We start from the raw sequence: 13,380 nt of genomic DNA on the forward strand, positions 1-13,380 counted from the left end.
TCCGCTGCCCAGGGGTGGAAACTCGTCAAGGGGCGGGGCACGGGGGGTAAGGGCGCGATGATGCGGTTCGGGCTGTTGGGGCCGCCGGTGCTGTTCCACGACGTCCAGGGCGGCGGCCGGGGTGAGGCCCGGGGCATCGCCAGCCCCAAGTCCCGGGTGCTGCTGGCCGCGTTGCTCCTCGACGCCGGGCGGGTGGTCTCCGTCGAGTCGCTCAAGGACGCGCTGTGGGGCGGGGCGCCGCCCGTATCCGCCCAGGCCTCGCTGCACAATCACATCGCCCGGCTGCGGCGGCTGCTCGACGATCCCGCACGGCTGCGCACCGTACCGTCCGGGTACGTGCTGCGGGTCGACGAGGGCGAGCTGGACGTCCACGTCTTCGACGCCCACGTCACCGAGGCGCGTGCCGCGCACACCGGCCAGGACCGGGAACGGGTCGTGCGCGCGTGCACGGCAGCGCTCGCCCTGTGGCGGGGCGCGCCGCTCGCCGGGCTGCCGCCCGAGGTGGGCGGGTACGCGTTCACGCAGCGGCTGTGCGAGGCCCGGCTGCTGCTTCTGGAGTGGCGCTACGAAGCCGAGTTGGCGCTGGGCGGCCCGCGGCTGCACGAGCTGGTGCCGGAGCTGGCGGCGTTGACCGGCGAGTATCCGCTGCGGGAGGTGTACCACCGGCAGCTCATGCTCGCCCTGCACCGCACCGGCCGTCAGGCCGAGGCCCTGGCCGTCCACCGCGAGCTGCGCACCCGCCTCGTCGGCCAACTCGGCATCGAGCCGGGGCCGGGGGTGCGGGAGGCCCATGTGGAGGTGCTGCGGGGGGCCGCGGGGGACGGGCGTCCGGGGAAGCAGGGTGAACCGGGCGGGCCGATTCCCTCGCCCGCCCAACTTCCCCCGCCCCCGACCCACTTCATCGGCCGCACCGCCGTACGCGACGCCCTGCATCGCACGCTCACGGCACCCGATCCGTATCCCGCCGCCGTCATCAGCGGCATGGCCGGCGTCGGCAAGAGCGCGCTCGCGCTGCATGTCGCCCATCAGCTGGCGGAACGTTTCCCCGATGGGCAGCTCCACCTCGACCTGCACGGCGCCACCCCGGGCATGACCCCTCTCACCCCTGCTCAGGCCCTCACCGCCCTGCTGCTTGACCTCGGCACCGAGCCCTGCCGCATCCCCGAACGGCCGGACGCCGCAGCCACGTTACTGCGTTCGCTGCTCGCGCCGACGCGCACGCTCCTGGTGCTGGACGACGCCGCGAGTGCCGCGCAGGTGCGGCCGCTGCTGCCGGGCGGCGCCGGGTGCGGGGTGATCGTCACCAGCCGTTCGCCGCTGACCGCTCTCGACGGCGCGGTCCGGTTCGCGCTCGCCCCGCTGTCGGACGAGGAGAGCGCCGAACTCCTGCGCAGGGCTTCGGGCCGCGACGGACTGGACGGTACGGACGCCGCCCGGCTCCTCGTCAAGCTCACCGGCCGGCTCCCGCTGGCCCTGCGGGTCGTCGCCGCGCGGCTCGCCGCCCGCCGGGCCCTCACCGCCGACGCCCTCGCCGGACAACTCGCCGCCGAGGACGGGCGATTGCACCACCTGGAGTACGACGACCTGAGCGTCCGCCGCTCCCTGGCCGTCGCGCACGACGCGCTCGCCGCCTCCGAGCGCGAGACCGACCGGGACGCGGCCCGCACCCTGCGCCGTATCGGCGCGCTCGACCTGCCCACCTACGGCGCCGGCCTGCTCGCCCACCTCACCGGCACCGGCGAACCCCGCGCCGAGGCCGCCCTGGACCGGCTCCTCGACGTGGCCCTGCTGGAGGAGACGACGTACGGCCGCTACGCACCGCACGACCTGGTGCGTGACTTCGCCCGTGAACTGGCCGGAGAGCGGGACGCCGTCGACACCGCGCTGCACTGGTACGCCGCTGTCGCCGAGCGCGTCCTCGCCGCGATCGTGGCACCCGGACCCGACCAGAGCGACCGCCGCCGGCCCACCGCGAGCCGGCCGAGCGGCCACCCGGCCCACGTCGACAGCGTCGCCCCCTTCGCCGGCCCCGAAGAGGCCTTCGTCTGGGGAGACGGGGAGCTGGAGAACGTCGTCACCCTGGTTCAGCGGTACGCGGACGACCCCTCCGGGCAGCGCGCGAGCCTGGTCTCCACGCTCGTCCGGCTGATCTTCCCCTACGCGCATCGCCGGGGACGCGTCGCCGAGATGGAGGTGCTCGGGCAGGCCGGCCTCCGGGTGGCCAGGCGGCTCGGTGACGCGGCGGCGGAGGCGTACGCGCTGGTCGACCTCGCCGGGCTGCACTTCCTGACCGGCCGGCAGAACGACGCCCTCGCCCTCAACGACCGCGCGCTCGTCATCTGGCGGCGGCTGGACCACCCGTCCTGGATCCGCCGCTGCCTCAACAACCGCGGCCTGCTGCTGGACGGGCTCGGCCGGCACAGGGAGGCGGGCGAGGCGCTGACGCGGAGCCTGGAGTACGCACGGCGGCTGAACGACCCGTACGGCGAGGCCGTCACCCACAGCCACCTCGGCAACCTCTTCGAGCACACCGACCCGCGGGCCGCCATCGAGCAGCACCGGCGGTCGCTGGCGCTCGGGGACGAGATCGGCGCCGTGATCGTGCGGCACTCCGCGCACTGCAACATCGGGTACGCCCATCTGCGGCTCGGGGAACCGGCCGCCGCTCTCCCGCACTTCGAGGAGAGCCTGCGCATCCTGGGCGGGCACGGCGACTGGCACGGCGAGTCCCAGACCCGGCTCGGCCTGGTCCGCGCCCTGCGTCTGCTGGGCCGCAGCGGGCGGGCCGCCCGCGAGTGCGCCGAGCTGCTCGCCCGGGCCGACGCCCGGGCCGACCGCTACACCGCCGCTCTCGCCCGCCACCAGCACGGGCTGCTGCTGCGGGAGCGGGGACACATCGGCGAGGCGCGCGAGGAGTGGGGCTCGGCTCTCGCGGCACTGGAGGGGACGGACGAGCAGGCGGTGGTCACGGAGCTGCGCGCGTTGCTCGCGCCCGTCGGCTGACCGCTGCCGTCCTCACAACACCCCACCCTGGCGGACTACTTGGCGTCGGCGTAGCACTCCACCACCGCCGTCGTGAACGGGAACCGCACCGGCGTCTCCCCGAAGGTCAGCCGTCCGGCCAGGGCCGCCGCCTCGCGGATCGCCGCCACGACCGCCTCCGTCTCCTCCTCGGGGCAGTGCACGATCACCTCGTCGTGCTGGAAGAAGACCAGCTCGGCCGCCAGCTCCGCGCAGGTCTTCCGCAGCGCGGCGAGCAGCAGCAGCGCCCAGTCGGCGGCGCTGCCCTGGACGACGAAGTTGCGGGCGAAGCGGCCGCGGGCGCGGGCGTTGGTGGAGGCGTAGCCGGGCACCCACTGCCCGCCGTCCGGCTGGCCGTCCTCCCCCGGGGCGACGGCAGCCGTCGGGATGCCGGCCTCCTCGCTCGCGTCGTCCGTCCCCCGGGCCGCGGGCGGGCAGGTCCGGCCGAGCCAGGTCCGCACGAGCCGGCCCTCCTCACCGGCCCGGGCCGCGTCGTCGACGTACGCCACCGCCCTGGGGAAACGGCGTCTGAGCGCGGCGAGGTTCTTCAGGCCGTCGCCGGAGGTCTGGCCGTAGACCGCGCCGAGCACGGCGAGTTTGGCCTGGGAGCGGTCGCCGGAGAAGGCGCGGTCGGAGACGGACTGGTACAGGTCGCTCTCCCGGCCGGCGACCTCCATCAGGCCGGGGTCGCGGGAGATCGCCGCGAGGACGCGCGGCTCCATCTGGTCGGCGTCGGCGACGACGAGCCGCCAGCCGGGGTCGGCGACCACGGCCCGCCGGATCACCTTGGGGATCTGGAGTCCGCCTCCGCCGTTGGTGACCCAGCGCCCGGTCACCGTCCCGCCCGCGAGGAACTCGGGTCTGAACCGGCCCTCGCGGACCCAGTCCTGGAGCCAGGACCAGCCGTGGGCGACCCAGATGCGGTACAGCTTCTTGTACTCGATCAGGGGCTTCACGGCAGGGTGGTCGACCGACTCGAGCTCCCAGCGGCGGGTCGAGGTGACCTTGATGCCGGCCTGGGAGAAGGCCTTGACCACGTCGGCGGGCAGGTCGGGGCGGACGCGGCGGCCGAACGCGGTGGAGACCTCGTCGGCCAGCTCGGCCAGGCGGCGCGGCTCGCCGCCGCCCGCGTACCGCTCGCCCAGCAGGTCGTGAAGGAGCGCGCGGTGCACCTCGGTGCTCCAGGGCAGCCCCGCGCGGTTCATCTCGGCGGCCACCAGCATGCCCGCCGACTCGGCTGCCGTCAGCAGCCGCATGCGGTCGGGGTGCTCGGCGCTCTCGTGGCGCCGCTGCTGCTCGGCGTAGACCGCGAGGAGGTCGGGCAGGGGCAGGTGGACGCCCTGGGGCTCGAACAGGGAGGACTGGGAGCCCGGTTCGGCGGACCGCTGCGGCGGATCGGGCGGTACGGGGCCGCCGCGCAGCCGGGCCAGGGCGGCCGCGGCCGAGCGTGGTTCCCCGTACCGCCCCTCGTGGCCGAGGAGGAGGGTCTCGGCGGCCTCTATGTCGTAGCACCGCTCGACTCGCACCCCCGTGGCGAGCAGGCGCGGGTAGACCTCGGCGGTGGAACGCCACACCCACCGCGTGACGCCGGGACGGCTCCGCACGGCCTCGGCGGGATCCGCTTCCCGCCGCACCGGGCCGGAGGGCAGCCCGTCCGGACCGAGGGGGGCGACGTCCACGCCACCGTCCTCGGCCGGAGCGAGCGCCCACCGGTCGGCCATGCTGCGAGTGTGCCAGGGGGGTCTGACAACGCGGCCCCGTCGGCGCCGGGCGCTGTCAGGACTCGCCCGGCACGTCCTGCTGCGCCTGCACGATCTTCTCCAGCGCTGCCGCGACGTACCGCTCGGTCCGCTCCTTGTCGATGCCGAGGCCGCTGAGGACGCCCTCGCCGTTCTCGTGCTCCAGGAGGGCGAGCAGGATGTGCTCGGTGCCGATGTAGTTGTGGCCGAGGCGCAGGGCCTCGCGGAAGGTGAGCTCCAGGACCTTCTTGGCGGCCTGGCCGTAGGGCACCAGCTCCGGGGCCTCCTCGACGGCCGGCGGGAGTGCCGCCGTCGCCGCCGCGCGGACCGTGTCGAGCGGGACGCCCTGCTCGACGATCGCCTTCGCGGCGAGGCCCTCGGGCTCGGCCAGCAGCCCGAGGACGAGGTGCTCGGGGACGCCCTCGGCGTTGTGCGCGGCCTTGGACGCGTTGTGCGCGGCCATCACGGTGTTGCGGGCGCGGGGCGTGTAGCGGTTGAAGCCCTGGCTCGGGTCGAGGTCGGCCGACTCCTTCGGCACGAACCGCTTCTGCGCGGCCTGCCGGGTGACGCCCATGCTCTTGCCGATGTCGGTCCAGGACGCGCCGGACCGCCGGGCCTGGTCGACGAAGTGGCCGATCAGGTGGTCGGCCACGTCGCCCAGGTGGTCGGCGGCGATCACCGCGTCCTGGAGCTGGTCGAGCGGCTCCTGGTGGACCTTCTTGATGGCCGCGATGAGGTCGTCGAGACGGATGGATGACGTGGTGTCGGGGTTCGTCATGTGTCAACCGTAGGTTGCACCCCTCTGGCTGTCAACCTCGGGTTGACAGTCATTGATGGGGTGAGAGACGTGCGGGGCCGCGGGTTCCGGGCCGTCCGCGACGGCATGGCACCATCGGCCCGTGAGTACGTCCAGCACCGTCGACCGCGCGTTCGCAGCGGCCCTCTACGAGACCGGCGAGACGGCCCTCGACACCGGCGCGTCCCTGCTCGCCTCGGACCCGGCGGCGGACGCCGAACTCGCCCGGCGGGGGCAGGAGTTCGTGGCGGCGTCCTGGCGGCGCGGCTGGCAGCCCGCCGACCTCGTACGGATCGTCCGGCGCGAGCTGGACGACGCACACGTGCTCCTGGTGGCCGCGCTGATCCGCTCCCAGGCACCCGGCGACGGCCCCCGGGGCCGACGCTGGACCGCGCAGCTCGCGGAGCTCCCCGCCGACGCCCCGCCCCGCACCGACCGCTTCTCGCACGCCACCGCCGTGCTGGAGCTGTACCGCCTGCTGCTGCGGCTGCCGGCCCTGGAGGCCCTCGACGAGGCGCCGGGGGAGGCGGCCGGGGGCGCCAGGACCGAGTCCCGCATGCTCACCCGCATCCGCGCCCTGCTCGCCAAGGCGGAGGCCACCGGGTTCCCCGAGGAGGCCGAGGCGCTCAGCGCCAAGGCGCAGGAGCTGATGGCCCGGCACAGTGTCGACGAGGCGCTGCTCGCGGCGCGGGCACCCTCCCCTGACGCGCCCGGGGCCTGCCGGATCGGGGTCGAGCCGCCGTACGAGCAGGCCAAGGCGGTGCTGCTGGACGCCGTCGCCGACGCCAACCACTGCCGCGCGGTGTGGAACGAGCCGCTCGGCTTCTCCACCGTGGTCGGCTTCGAAACCGACCTGGAGGCGGTCGAACTCCTCTACACCTCACTCCTCGTGCAGGCCACGGCCGCGATGACGAAGGCGGAGGCCGCGCAGCGGGCGGGCGGCCGCAAGCGCACCAAGACGTTCCGGCAGTCGTTCCTCGCGGCCTACGCCCACCGCATAGGCACCCGCCTGGCGGCGGCCGCCGAGACCCAGGTGACCGACGACCTGCTCCCGGTCCTCGCCTCCCGCGACGTCGCGGTCACCGGGCGGCTGGACCGGATGTTCCCGGAGACGACCACGACCCGGCTGCGCGGGGTGCGCGACGCGGCGGGCTGGACGGAGGGAGCGCAGGCGGCGGACCGGGCCCAGGTCCGGCACCGGCCGCCGTTGCGCTGACCTGCCGTCGTGCGGTCGGTGACGTCAGTCGCCCGACGTCTCGAAGCCGCTCACCGAGGGCTTCTGGTCATCCGTCCAGTCGACCGCGCCGTACGACCACGTCAGTTCGTGCGCCGTCCTGGTGTCGCCGGGCAGGGTGAAGGACGCCTTGTGCACGTCGAGGCTCTCCGCGGAGCCCGCCTCGCCCCGGACGTAGGTGATCGTGAAGGACGTGGTGCCGCCCTTCACGAGGGTCAGCGACTGGGCCTTCGCGCCCTCGTCCGGGGAGACGGAGGTCGTCTTGTCGTCGGCCAGCAGGTCCACGCCGGGGAAGCCCTTCAGCGTGCACTGCGCGCCCTTGTTGGTGAGCGTCACAGTGACGGTGCCGGTGTCGCCGGCGGCCGGGGCGGCGGCGGCGCCGACCTCCACGTTCATGTCGCCGAGGGCACAGGCCGAGTCGCTCGGCCGGTCCGCGTTCTTGACGTCGTCGCCACCGGACTTGTCGTCGCTGCAGCCGGTCAGCAGGACCGTCGCGGCGAGGGCGGCGGCCATGGTGAGGGGGAAGGTGCGCATGGGGTCCTCTGGGCGTGTCGAACGGGAGCGGCATCGGGCCCCTGGATCATCACGCACGCGCGTTCCGTACGGGCACGCGCCCCCTGCGATTCCCCCGAACGCCGGACGGGCCCCTGGGCCCCGGTGACTCCCCGAACGCCGGACGGGCCGCGGTGCCCTCAGGCGATCCGCGGCCCGTCCGCAGGGATTCCGGGTGTCAGCCGAGGCCCGCCGTCGGCAGCCCCGTCGGCAGCTTCCCGCCCTCGGCCTTCGTGTAGGTCTCCGCGCCGAGGCCGCCCTCCCAGGTGACCTTCAGGCTGCTCCCGTTCACGGAGTCGACCTTGCCGGACGCCCGGTCCTTGGAGCCGTCCGTGCACTTCAGGCGGATCATCCGCATGCCGGACTCCTCGCCCGCGGTGCCGCTGCACACGCTGCCCCCGGTGGCGAACAGCGCGGCCTGCTTGCCGGTGATCACCAGGGCCACGGCCTTGCCCTTGGTCGTCGCGAGCCAGCTGCCCGCCAGCTCGCCACCGGCCGACTCCCCGGAACCGGACCCGGTGTCGCCGCCCTTGCCGGCGGATTCCGAAGCGGACGGAGCCGGGCTGGAGGCCGAGCCGTCGCCCGAGTCGCCGTCGCTGCTGCACGCGGTCAGCACGAGCGCGCCCGCCAGCCCCGCGGCCGCCGCCGCGACGCGCACGGCGCCGGAACGACGCGAGAAGATCACCGAAGTCACTGCAAGCCCCCAAGCTGTAGCCGGCCGACCGGCCCGGACGGCACCGGCCGGCCTCCTGGCCGGAACGATCGCAGCAAGCTACCAGGGCCCGTCAAGGCCCCCCGTGAATGCCTCTTACCAGGACGACTTGCGCACCCCGGGCAGATACCCGGCGTGCGCCTGCTCCCGCAGACTCACCCGGGACAGCCCGAACGCCCGGAAGTAGCCGCGCGGCCGGCCGTCCACCTGGTCGCGGTTGCGCACGCGCGTCGCGCTCGCGTCGCGCGGCTGCCTGCGCAGCTCCGCCTGTGCGGCGAGCCGTTCGGCCTCCGTCGACGACGGCCGCCGGATGATCTCCTTCAGCTCGGCCCGCCGGGCGGCGTACCGCGCGACGACCTCCTGCCGCCTGTCGTTCTTCGCGATCTTGCTCTTCTTCGCCATCAGATCCTCACTCCCCGGGCCCGGATCCGGGCGACGGCCGCCTCGATGCCGATCGTGTCGATGGTCTTGATCCCCCTGGCGCTGAGCCGGAGCCGGACGTACCGGCCCTCGCTCGGCAGCCAGTAGCGCTTGGCCTGGATGTTGGGGTCGAACCGGCGCGACGTGCGCCGGTGGGAGTGCGAGATGCGGTTGCCGAAGCCGGGCCGGGTGCCGGTCAGCATGCAGTGCGCGGACATGGGTGGTGACGTACCTCTCCGACTCGAGTGGTGGAAATGGATTTCATTTTCAGTATCATAGCGGCATGGCACGCAACGAACTCCGGCCGGTCATCAAGCTCCGGTCCACCGCCGGGACCGGTTTCACCTACGTGACCCGCAAGAACCGCCGCAACGACCCGGACCGCCTGACCCTGCGCAAGTTCGATCCGGTCGCCGGCCGCCACGTCGACTTCCGAGAGGAGCGCTGACCATGCGCGAGGGAATCCACCCGGCCTACGGCCCCGTCGTCTTCCGCGACCGTGCCGCGAACTACGCCTTCCTCACCCGCTCGACCATGACGAGCGAGAAGACGATCGAGTGGGAGGACGGCGGTACCTACCCGGTCGTCGACGTCGAGATCTCCGACGTCAGCCACCCCTTCTACACCGGCACGGCCCGCGTCCTGGACACCGCCGGCCGCGTGGAGCGCTTCGAGCGCCGGTACGGAAAGAAGGGCTGATCCCGTGGCTGCCCCTCCTGGGCTCCCCGTCGTGATCGTCGGCGGGCTGCATGCCGACGCCCGCAGGGCGGCCGTCGCGCGGTTGCTCGCCGACGTGCCCGGCAGCGTCGTCCTCCACCACGACCTGGCGACGGCCGCCGCGGGCACGGTCGTACGGACCATCAGGGACGCCACCGGCATCCTCGACGCGGGGGAGGCGCCGCTCGTCAACGACTGCGCGTGCTGCGCCCTGCGCGAGGACCTGGTGCCGGAGCTGGAGCGGCTGCGGGACACCGGCGGCACCCGGCTCGCCGTCGTCGAGCTGTGGGATTCCGTCGAGCCCAAGGCCATGGCCGAGGTCGTCACGGCCGGCGGGCTCACCGTCACCGGCGTGATCACCGCCGTCGACCCGGCCCTGGTCCTGCCGTACCTCGGCAACGGCGACGACCTGGCCGACGGCGGTCTCGCGGCCGCCGCCACCGACCAGCGCACGGTCGCCGACACCTTCGCGCGCCAGCTGGAGTACGCCCCCGTCCTCGCGGTCGCCGAGTCCCCGGAGGCCGACGACGAGGACCGTGAGCTGCTCGCGCAACTGCACCCCACGGCCCGCCGGGCCCCGATCGGGCAGGAAGCCCCCGCGGACCAGGCCGACGACGGTCTGACGGTGCCGACCCCGCGCCGGCGTCCGCTCTCCTCCCTGGCCCAGGCCGCCCTGGCCGGCTTCGACGTCGAGGCGGCCGCCGCCGCCCAGCACCCGGCCTGCGCCCTGCTGCCCGTCGAGGCCGACGCGCACGGCGTCTCCACCCTGGTCTGGAGCCGCCGCCGCCCCTTCCACCCGGAGCGGCTCTACGCCGCCCTGGAGGACCTGACCTGCGCGGCCGCCCGCAGCCGGGGCCGGTTCTGGCTCGCCGACAAGCCCGACACGCTGTTCCACTGGGACGCGGCGGGCGGGGCCCTGTGCGTGGAGAGCGCGGGCCCGTGGCTGGCCTCCCTGCCGGACGCGGCCTGGGAGATGGTCCCGCCGGTGCGCCGTGCCGCCGCCGCGCTGGACTGGCACCCCGAGCACGGCGACCGCTGCCAGCACCTCGTCTTCACCTCGCCCGGCCTCGACCGGGACGGCTTGGAGCGGCTGCTGGAGTCCTGCCTGCTGACCGACGCCGAGTACGCCGCCGGGCCCGACGCCTGGCAGCGACTGCCGCACGCCTTCGACACCCTCCTGGAGGTCTGACCCCCATGCCGCGCAAGCCCGACCGCAAGCCCGCCAAGGACCGGCCCAACCCCCTGGACCAGGCCGGGATCACCTACATCGACTACAAGGACACCGACCTGCTGCGGAAGTTCATCTCCGACCGGGGCAAGATCCGCAGCCGCCGCGTCACCCGGGTGTCGTCCCAGCAGCAGCGGCAGCTGGCCCGGGCGATCAAGAACGCGCGCGAAATGGCGCTGCTGCCGTACGCCGGGCGCTGAGCCGGCCCGGATCGGGTGAGGTTCCCCACGCTTGACGGGTGGGGGGCCTCCTGCCCATGAGGTGACCGGGCCGGCGGCAGGCCGCCGCCGTGGCCCGCGACGGGCCGTCGGGACCGGGCAGGACGCGGGCCGGACGCGGGTCGGACCGGTTGCGCGGCGGTCGTCCGCCGGGGCGGCCCGGGGTGCTGCCGTGCGGGTCGTCGGGGGCAGAAGAGCCGAGGGCGTGTCCGGCGATCGTCCGAGTGCGGCACCGGCCGCGGGGTGGACCCTGCCCTCCTGCGACCGGCCCATTTCTCCCCGTCCTCGCAGGCAGCGACGGTCTTCCGGATGCGGGTCGGCCGGCCGAACGGCTCACCCCGGGCCCCGCGCCTCAGCTCCCGCTTCTTCGACGCGGCCCCCGCGCGGCCCCTCGCCCGGCCGTCGAGCGGATGCTCCGCCTCCACCGGACCTCCCCGAACCCACGCGACTTCATCGCGGGTCTCCGGGAACGAGAGGCGGGGCCGGGCCGTCAAACAGTCAAGAACTTCGGTAAAGCGGTCGTCAAAGCTGTAACCGCAGGACCACCTCGCGTGCACGTGCATCTGCCCCTGCATCTGCACATGAACAGGGCTATGATCCGGGTCAGTTGACCACTGCATCAATGGCCACTCAGCCAGTGCACCACCGGGGAGCGACCTGTGGACCACGACGCGTACAACGGCATGGCGGCCGCCGGGCTGCACGGCGTGGCCTGGCAGAAGAGCCGGCACAGCAACTCGCAGGGCTCGTGCGTGGAGTTCGCCCGGCTGCCGGGCGGGGACGTGGCCGTCCGCAACTCACGCTTCCCCGACGGCCCCGCGCTGGTCTACACCCGTGCGGAGATCGAAGCGATGCTGCTGGGCGTGAAGGACGGCGAGTTCGACCACCTGGTGGGCGGCTGACGACCCCAAGGGCCCCGGCGAAATCGGGGCAATCGGTACCCAATGCGCGGTGACGCGCGTAGAACCGCGACGCCAGGAAGCGCCGCGGTTTTCTCATTCCCCGTGCGGCGAACCGGTCCGCGGCAGCCTGAACAGCGCCCAGACAACCTTGCCGTTGAGCGCGCCCGCCAGCGGATGCCAGCCCCAGCTGTCGCTGAAGGAGTCGACGAGGAACAGCCCGCGGCCCGACTCGGCCGAGAAGTCGTCGGTCTCCCGGGCGACCGGACTGTCGTGACTGGGGTCGCGCACCGCGCACACCAGCCGCTCGGTCCACCGCATCAGGTGCAGCCGCACGGGAGGTTCACGGCCGCTGACGCACGCGTTGTTCGCTGGCAGGCCGTGCCGCAGGGCATTGGTGACGAGCTCCGAGACCACCAGGCAGACGTCGTCGAACCGGTCGCCCATGTCCCACTGGTCGAGGGTTCTGCGGGTGAACCGCCGCGCCTCGCCCACCGCTTCGTAGCGGGCGGGCAGAGCGCAGGAGGCGGCGTCGGACACGGCCGCGGGATCCAGCGGCGGAAGGCCCTGCCGTAACGGCTCGAGCATGGTCGATCCATTCGTCCCCATGCGAGGCACTCCCGGGAATTCGCGGTCGGTGCGATGCGGCGGTGGTGCGGGACCATGGTTTCGGATGCGTACAGCAGATGCAAGGGCAGATGCACGTGCACGTGACCGGAATGAGACGGCCCGTACCGCTTGTTGGTTAATTTTTCCGTCATCTTCGCGTCCCTCTTTGGCCGTTCACTTGCCCTCTTCTTGCTTCCGCGCGCGAGCGTCGACCGTCTCGATTCCGTTTCCGTAACCGGACGAGTACTGCTCGGAGTGTTTTAGTGGCAGACTGCGGCCCCTGGAGACGTTGGGGAGGCTGGCGAACGTGAGCGCGGGAGAGCCGGGATCGGTGGTGCGGCGCATGCTGCTCGGATCACAACTCAGGCGACTGCGTGAGGCGCGGGGCATCACGCGCGAGGCGGCGGGCTACTCGATCCGCGCCTCCGAGTCGAAGATCAGCCGGATGGAGCTGGGCCGGGTGAGCTTCAAGACCAGAGACGTCGAGGACCTGCTGACCCTGTACGGCATCACGGACGAGCAGGAGCGCGCCTCCCTGCTGTCCCTGGCGAAAGAGGCCAACGTCGCCGGGTGGTGGCACAGTTACTCGGACGTGCTGCCCAGCTGGTTCCCGACCTACGTCGGCCTGGAGGGCGCCGCCTCGCTGATCCGGGCGTACGAGGTGCAGTTCGTGCACGGCCTGCTGCAGACCGAGGCGTACGCCCACGCGGTGGTCCGGCGGGGCATGCAGGGCGCGAGCGAGGCCGACGTCGAACGCCGTGTGGCGCTGCGTCTCGAGCGGCAGAAGTACCTCGTCGACGAGCGCGCCCCCGACTTCCACATCATCCTGGACGAGGCCGCGCTGCGCCGCCCGTACGGCGACCGCGAGGTCATGCGGGGCCAGCTCCAGCACCTCATCGAGATCTCCGAGCGGCCCAACGTACGGCTTCAGGTGGTGCCGTTCAGCCTCGGCGGCCACGCCGGCGAAAGTGGCGCGTTCACGATCCTCAGCTTCCCGGAGTCCGACCTGTCGGACGTCGTCTACCTGGAGCAGCTCACCAGCGCGCTGTACCTGGACAAGGCCGAGGACGTAGCCCAGTACGAGAAGGCGCTCAAGGAGCTCCAGAGCGACAGCCCGGGCCCTTCGGAGAGCCGGGACCTTCTGCGGGGCCTCCTCCAGCTCTCCTGAAGTACTCCTCCAACTCTCCTGAAACAGAAGTACGATGACGTGTGATCAGATCGTGAAGGCGCGATCA

Annotated in this window: 15 protein-coding genes; 8 read left to right on the forward strand and 7 right to left on the reverse strand. The window is 73.3% G+C overall.

Translation table 11 applies throughout. The annotated features are described in order from the left end of the window. Nucleotides 1-57 precede the first annotated feature (57 nt). Nucleotides 58-3,003, forward strand: coding sequence for a BTAD domain-containing putative transcriptional regulator (locus tag AB0G20_RS07870; RefSeq protein ID WP_361297418.1), 2,946 nt, complete (start codon nucleotides 58-60; stop codon nucleotides 3,001-3,003). 35 nt (nucleotides 3,004-3,038) lie between these two features. Here AB0G20_RS07870 and AB0G20_RS07875 read toward each other — a convergent pair whose 3' ends face one another. Both AB0G20_RS07875 and AB0G20_RS07880 read right to left on the reverse strand, forming a co-directional pair. Next, nucleotides 3,039-4,742 carry a bifunctional 3'-5' exonuclease/DNA polymerase gene (locus tag AB0G20_RS07875; RefSeq protein WP_361297421.1) on the reverse strand — a complete coding sequence of 568 codons (1,704 nt, stop codon included), beginning with the start codon at nucleotides 4,740-4,742 and terminating at the stop codon, nucleotides 3,039-3,041. Nucleotides 4,743-4,797: 55 nt separating this feature from the next. Then, nucleotides 4,798-5,538, reverse strand: a complete 741-nt coding sequence (locus AB0G20_RS07880; protein WP_361297424.1) for a Clp protease N-terminal domain-containing protein — start codon at nucleotides 5,536-5,538, stop codon at nucleotides 4,798-4,800. 121 nt (nucleotides 5,539-5,659) lie between these two features. Here AB0G20_RS07880 and AB0G20_RS07885 point away from each other — a divergent pair, with 121 nt between their 5' ends. After that, complete coding sequence (locus tag AB0G20_RS07885; RefSeq protein ID WP_361297427.1) at nucleotides 5,660-6,772, forward strand: DUF2786 domain-containing protein; 1,113 nt, start codon at nucleotides 5,660-5,662, stop codon at nucleotides 6,770-6,772. A gap of 24 nt (nucleotides 6,773-6,796) precedes the next feature. Here AB0G20_RS07885 and AB0G20_RS07890 read toward each other — a convergent pair whose 3' ends face one another. From AB0G20_RS07890 to rpmB, 4 genes are all read right to left on the reverse strand, one after another. Then, the gene (locus AB0G20_RS07890; RefSeq protein WP_361297430.1) at nucleotides 6,797-7,324 is read right to left on the reverse strand and encodes a DUF4232 domain-containing protein; all 528 of its coding nucleotides are present in this window, start codon (nucleotides 7,322-7,324) and stop codon (nucleotides 6,797-6,799) included. Between the two features lie 196 nt (nucleotides 7,325-7,520). Continuing rightward, complete coding sequence (locus AB0G20_RS07895; RefSeq protein WP_361297433.1) at nucleotides 7,521-8,027, reverse strand: hypothetical protein; 507 nt, start codon at nucleotides 8,025-8,027, stop codon at nucleotides 7,521-7,523. Nucleotides 8,028-8,150: 123 nt separating this feature from the next. After that, nucleotides 8,151-8,456, reverse strand: coding sequence for a 30S ribosomal protein S14 (gene rpsN / locus AB0G20_RS07900; protein WP_062928325.1), 306 nt, complete (start codon nucleotides 8,454-8,456; stop codon nucleotides 8,151-8,153). Further along, nucleotides 8,456-8,692, reverse strand: coding sequence for a 50S ribosomal protein L28 (gene rpmB / locus AB0G20_RS07905; RefSeq protein WP_361297436.1), 237 nt, complete (start codon nucleotides 8,690-8,692; stop codon nucleotides 8,456-8,458). The genes rpsN and rpmB overlap by 1 nt, the downstream gene beginning before the upstream one ends. A 65-nt stretch (nucleotides 8,693-8,757) precedes the next feature. Here rpmB and rpmG point away from each other — a divergent pair, with 65 nt between their 5' ends. From rpmG to AB0G20_RS07930, 5 genes are all read left to right on the forward strand, one after another. Then, nucleotides 8,758-8,922, forward strand: a complete 165-nt coding sequence (gene rpmG / locus AB0G20_RS07910; protein ID WP_003991959.1) for a 50S ribosomal protein L33 — start codon at nucleotides 8,758-8,760, stop codon at nucleotides 8,920-8,922. Nucleotides 8,923-8,924: 2 nt separating this feature from the next. Then, nucleotides 8,925-9,173 (forward strand): type B 50S ribosomal protein L31, encoded by a 249-nt coding sequence (locus AB0G20_RS07915; protein ID WP_361297439.1) that lies wholly within the window; start codon nucleotides 8,925-8,927, stop codon nucleotides 9,171-9,173. Nucleotides 9,174-9,177: 4 nt separating this feature from the next. Continuing rightward, entirely contained in the window at nucleotides 9,178-10,380 is a 1,203-nt protein-coding gene (locus AB0G20_RS07920; RefSeq protein ID WP_361297442.1) for a GTP-binding protein, read from the forward strand. Between the two features lie 5 nt (nucleotides 10,381-10,385). Further along, entirely contained in the window at nucleotides 10,386-10,619 is a 234-nt protein-coding gene (rpsR, locus tag AB0G20_RS07925) for a 30S ribosomal protein S18 (RefSeq protein ID WP_053669730.1), read from the forward strand. Between the two features lie 701 nt (nucleotides 10,620-11,320). Beyond that, a complete protein-coding gene (locus AB0G20_RS07930; RefSeq protein WP_045296613.1) occupies nucleotides 11,321-11,539 on the forward strand; it encodes a DUF397 domain-containing protein in 219 nt (72 codons plus the stop codon). Between the two features lie 93 nt (nucleotides 11,540-11,632). On the opposite strand, the gene AB0G20_RS07935 is transcribed toward AB0G20_RS07930, so the two are convergent. Next, a complete protein-coding gene (locus tag AB0G20_RS07935; protein WP_361297445.1) occupies nucleotides 11,633-12,124 on the reverse strand; it encodes an ATP-binding protein in 492 nt (163 codons plus the stop codon). 364 nt (nucleotides 12,125-12,488) lie between these two features. Here AB0G20_RS07935 and AB0G20_RS07940 point away from each other — a divergent pair, with 364 nt between their 5' ends. Beyond that, nucleotides 12,489-13,313: a helix-turn-helix transcriptional regulator gene (locus AB0G20_RS07940; protein ID WP_248510256.1), complete on the forward strand. Its 825-nt coding sequence runs from the start codon at nucleotides 12,489-12,491 to the stop codon at nucleotides 13,311-13,313. Nucleotides 13,314-13,380 lie beyond the last annotated feature (67 nt).

It is taken from the genome of Streptomyces sp. NPDC024017, assembly GCF_040638895.1.
Classification (GTDB): domain Bacteria; phylum Actinomycetota; class Actinomycetes; order Streptomycetales; family Streptomycetaceae; genus Streptomyces.

What these genes read in the sequence shown, in the direction of transcription:
- AB0G20_RS07870 (WP_361297418.1), top strand. Translation starts at nt 58, where the DNA reads ATGATGCGGTTCGGGCTGTTGGGGCCGCCGGTGCTGTTCCACGACGTC.
- AB0G20_RS07875 (WP_361297421.1), bottom strand. Translation starts at nt 4,742, where the DNA reads ATGGCCGACCGGTGGGCGCTCGCTCCGGCCGAGGACGGTGGCGTGGAC.
- AB0G20_RS07880 (WP_361297424.1), bottom strand. Translation starts at nt 5,538, where the DNA reads ATGACGAACCCCGACACCACGTCATCCATCCGTCTCGACGACCTCATC.
- AB0G20_RS07890 (WP_361297430.1), bottom strand. Translation starts at nt 7,324, where the DNA reads ATGCGCACCTTCCCCCTCACCATGGCCGCCGCCCTCGCCGCGACGGTC.
- rpsN (WP_062928325.1), bottom strand. Translation starts at nt 8,456, where the DNA reads ATGGCGAAGAAGAGCAAGATCGCGAAGAACGACAGGCGGCAGGAGGTC.
- rpmB (WP_361297436.1), bottom strand. Translation starts at nt 8,692, where the DNA reads ATGTCCGCGCACTGCATGCTGACCGGCACCCGGCCCGGCTTCGGCAAC.
- rpmG (WP_003991959.1), top strand. Translation starts at nt 8,758, where the DNA reads ATGGCACGCAACGAACTCCGGCCGGTCATCAAGCTCCGGTCCACCGCC.
- AB0G20_RS07915 (WP_361297439.1), top strand. Translation starts at nt 8,925, where the DNA reads ATGCGCGAGGGAATCCACCCGGCCTACGGCCCCGTCGTCTTCCGCGAC.
- rpsR (WP_053669730.1), top strand. Translation starts at nt 10,386, where the DNA reads ATGCCGCGCAAGCCCGACCGCAAGCCCGCCAAGGACCGGCCCAACCCC.
- AB0G20_RS07930 (WP_045296613.1), top strand. Translation starts at nt 11,321, where the DNA reads ATGGCGGCCGCCGGGCTGCACGGCGTGGCCTGGCAGAAGAGCCGGCAC.
- AB0G20_RS07935 (WP_361297445.1), bottom strand. Translation starts at nt 12,124, where the DNA reads ATGCTCGAGCCGTTACGGCAGGGCCTTCCGCCGCTGGATCCCGCGGCC.
- AB0G20_RS07940 (WP_248510256.1), top strand. Translation starts at nt 12,489, where the DNA reads ATGCTGCTCGGATCACAACTCAGGCGACTGCGTGAGGCGCGGGGCATC.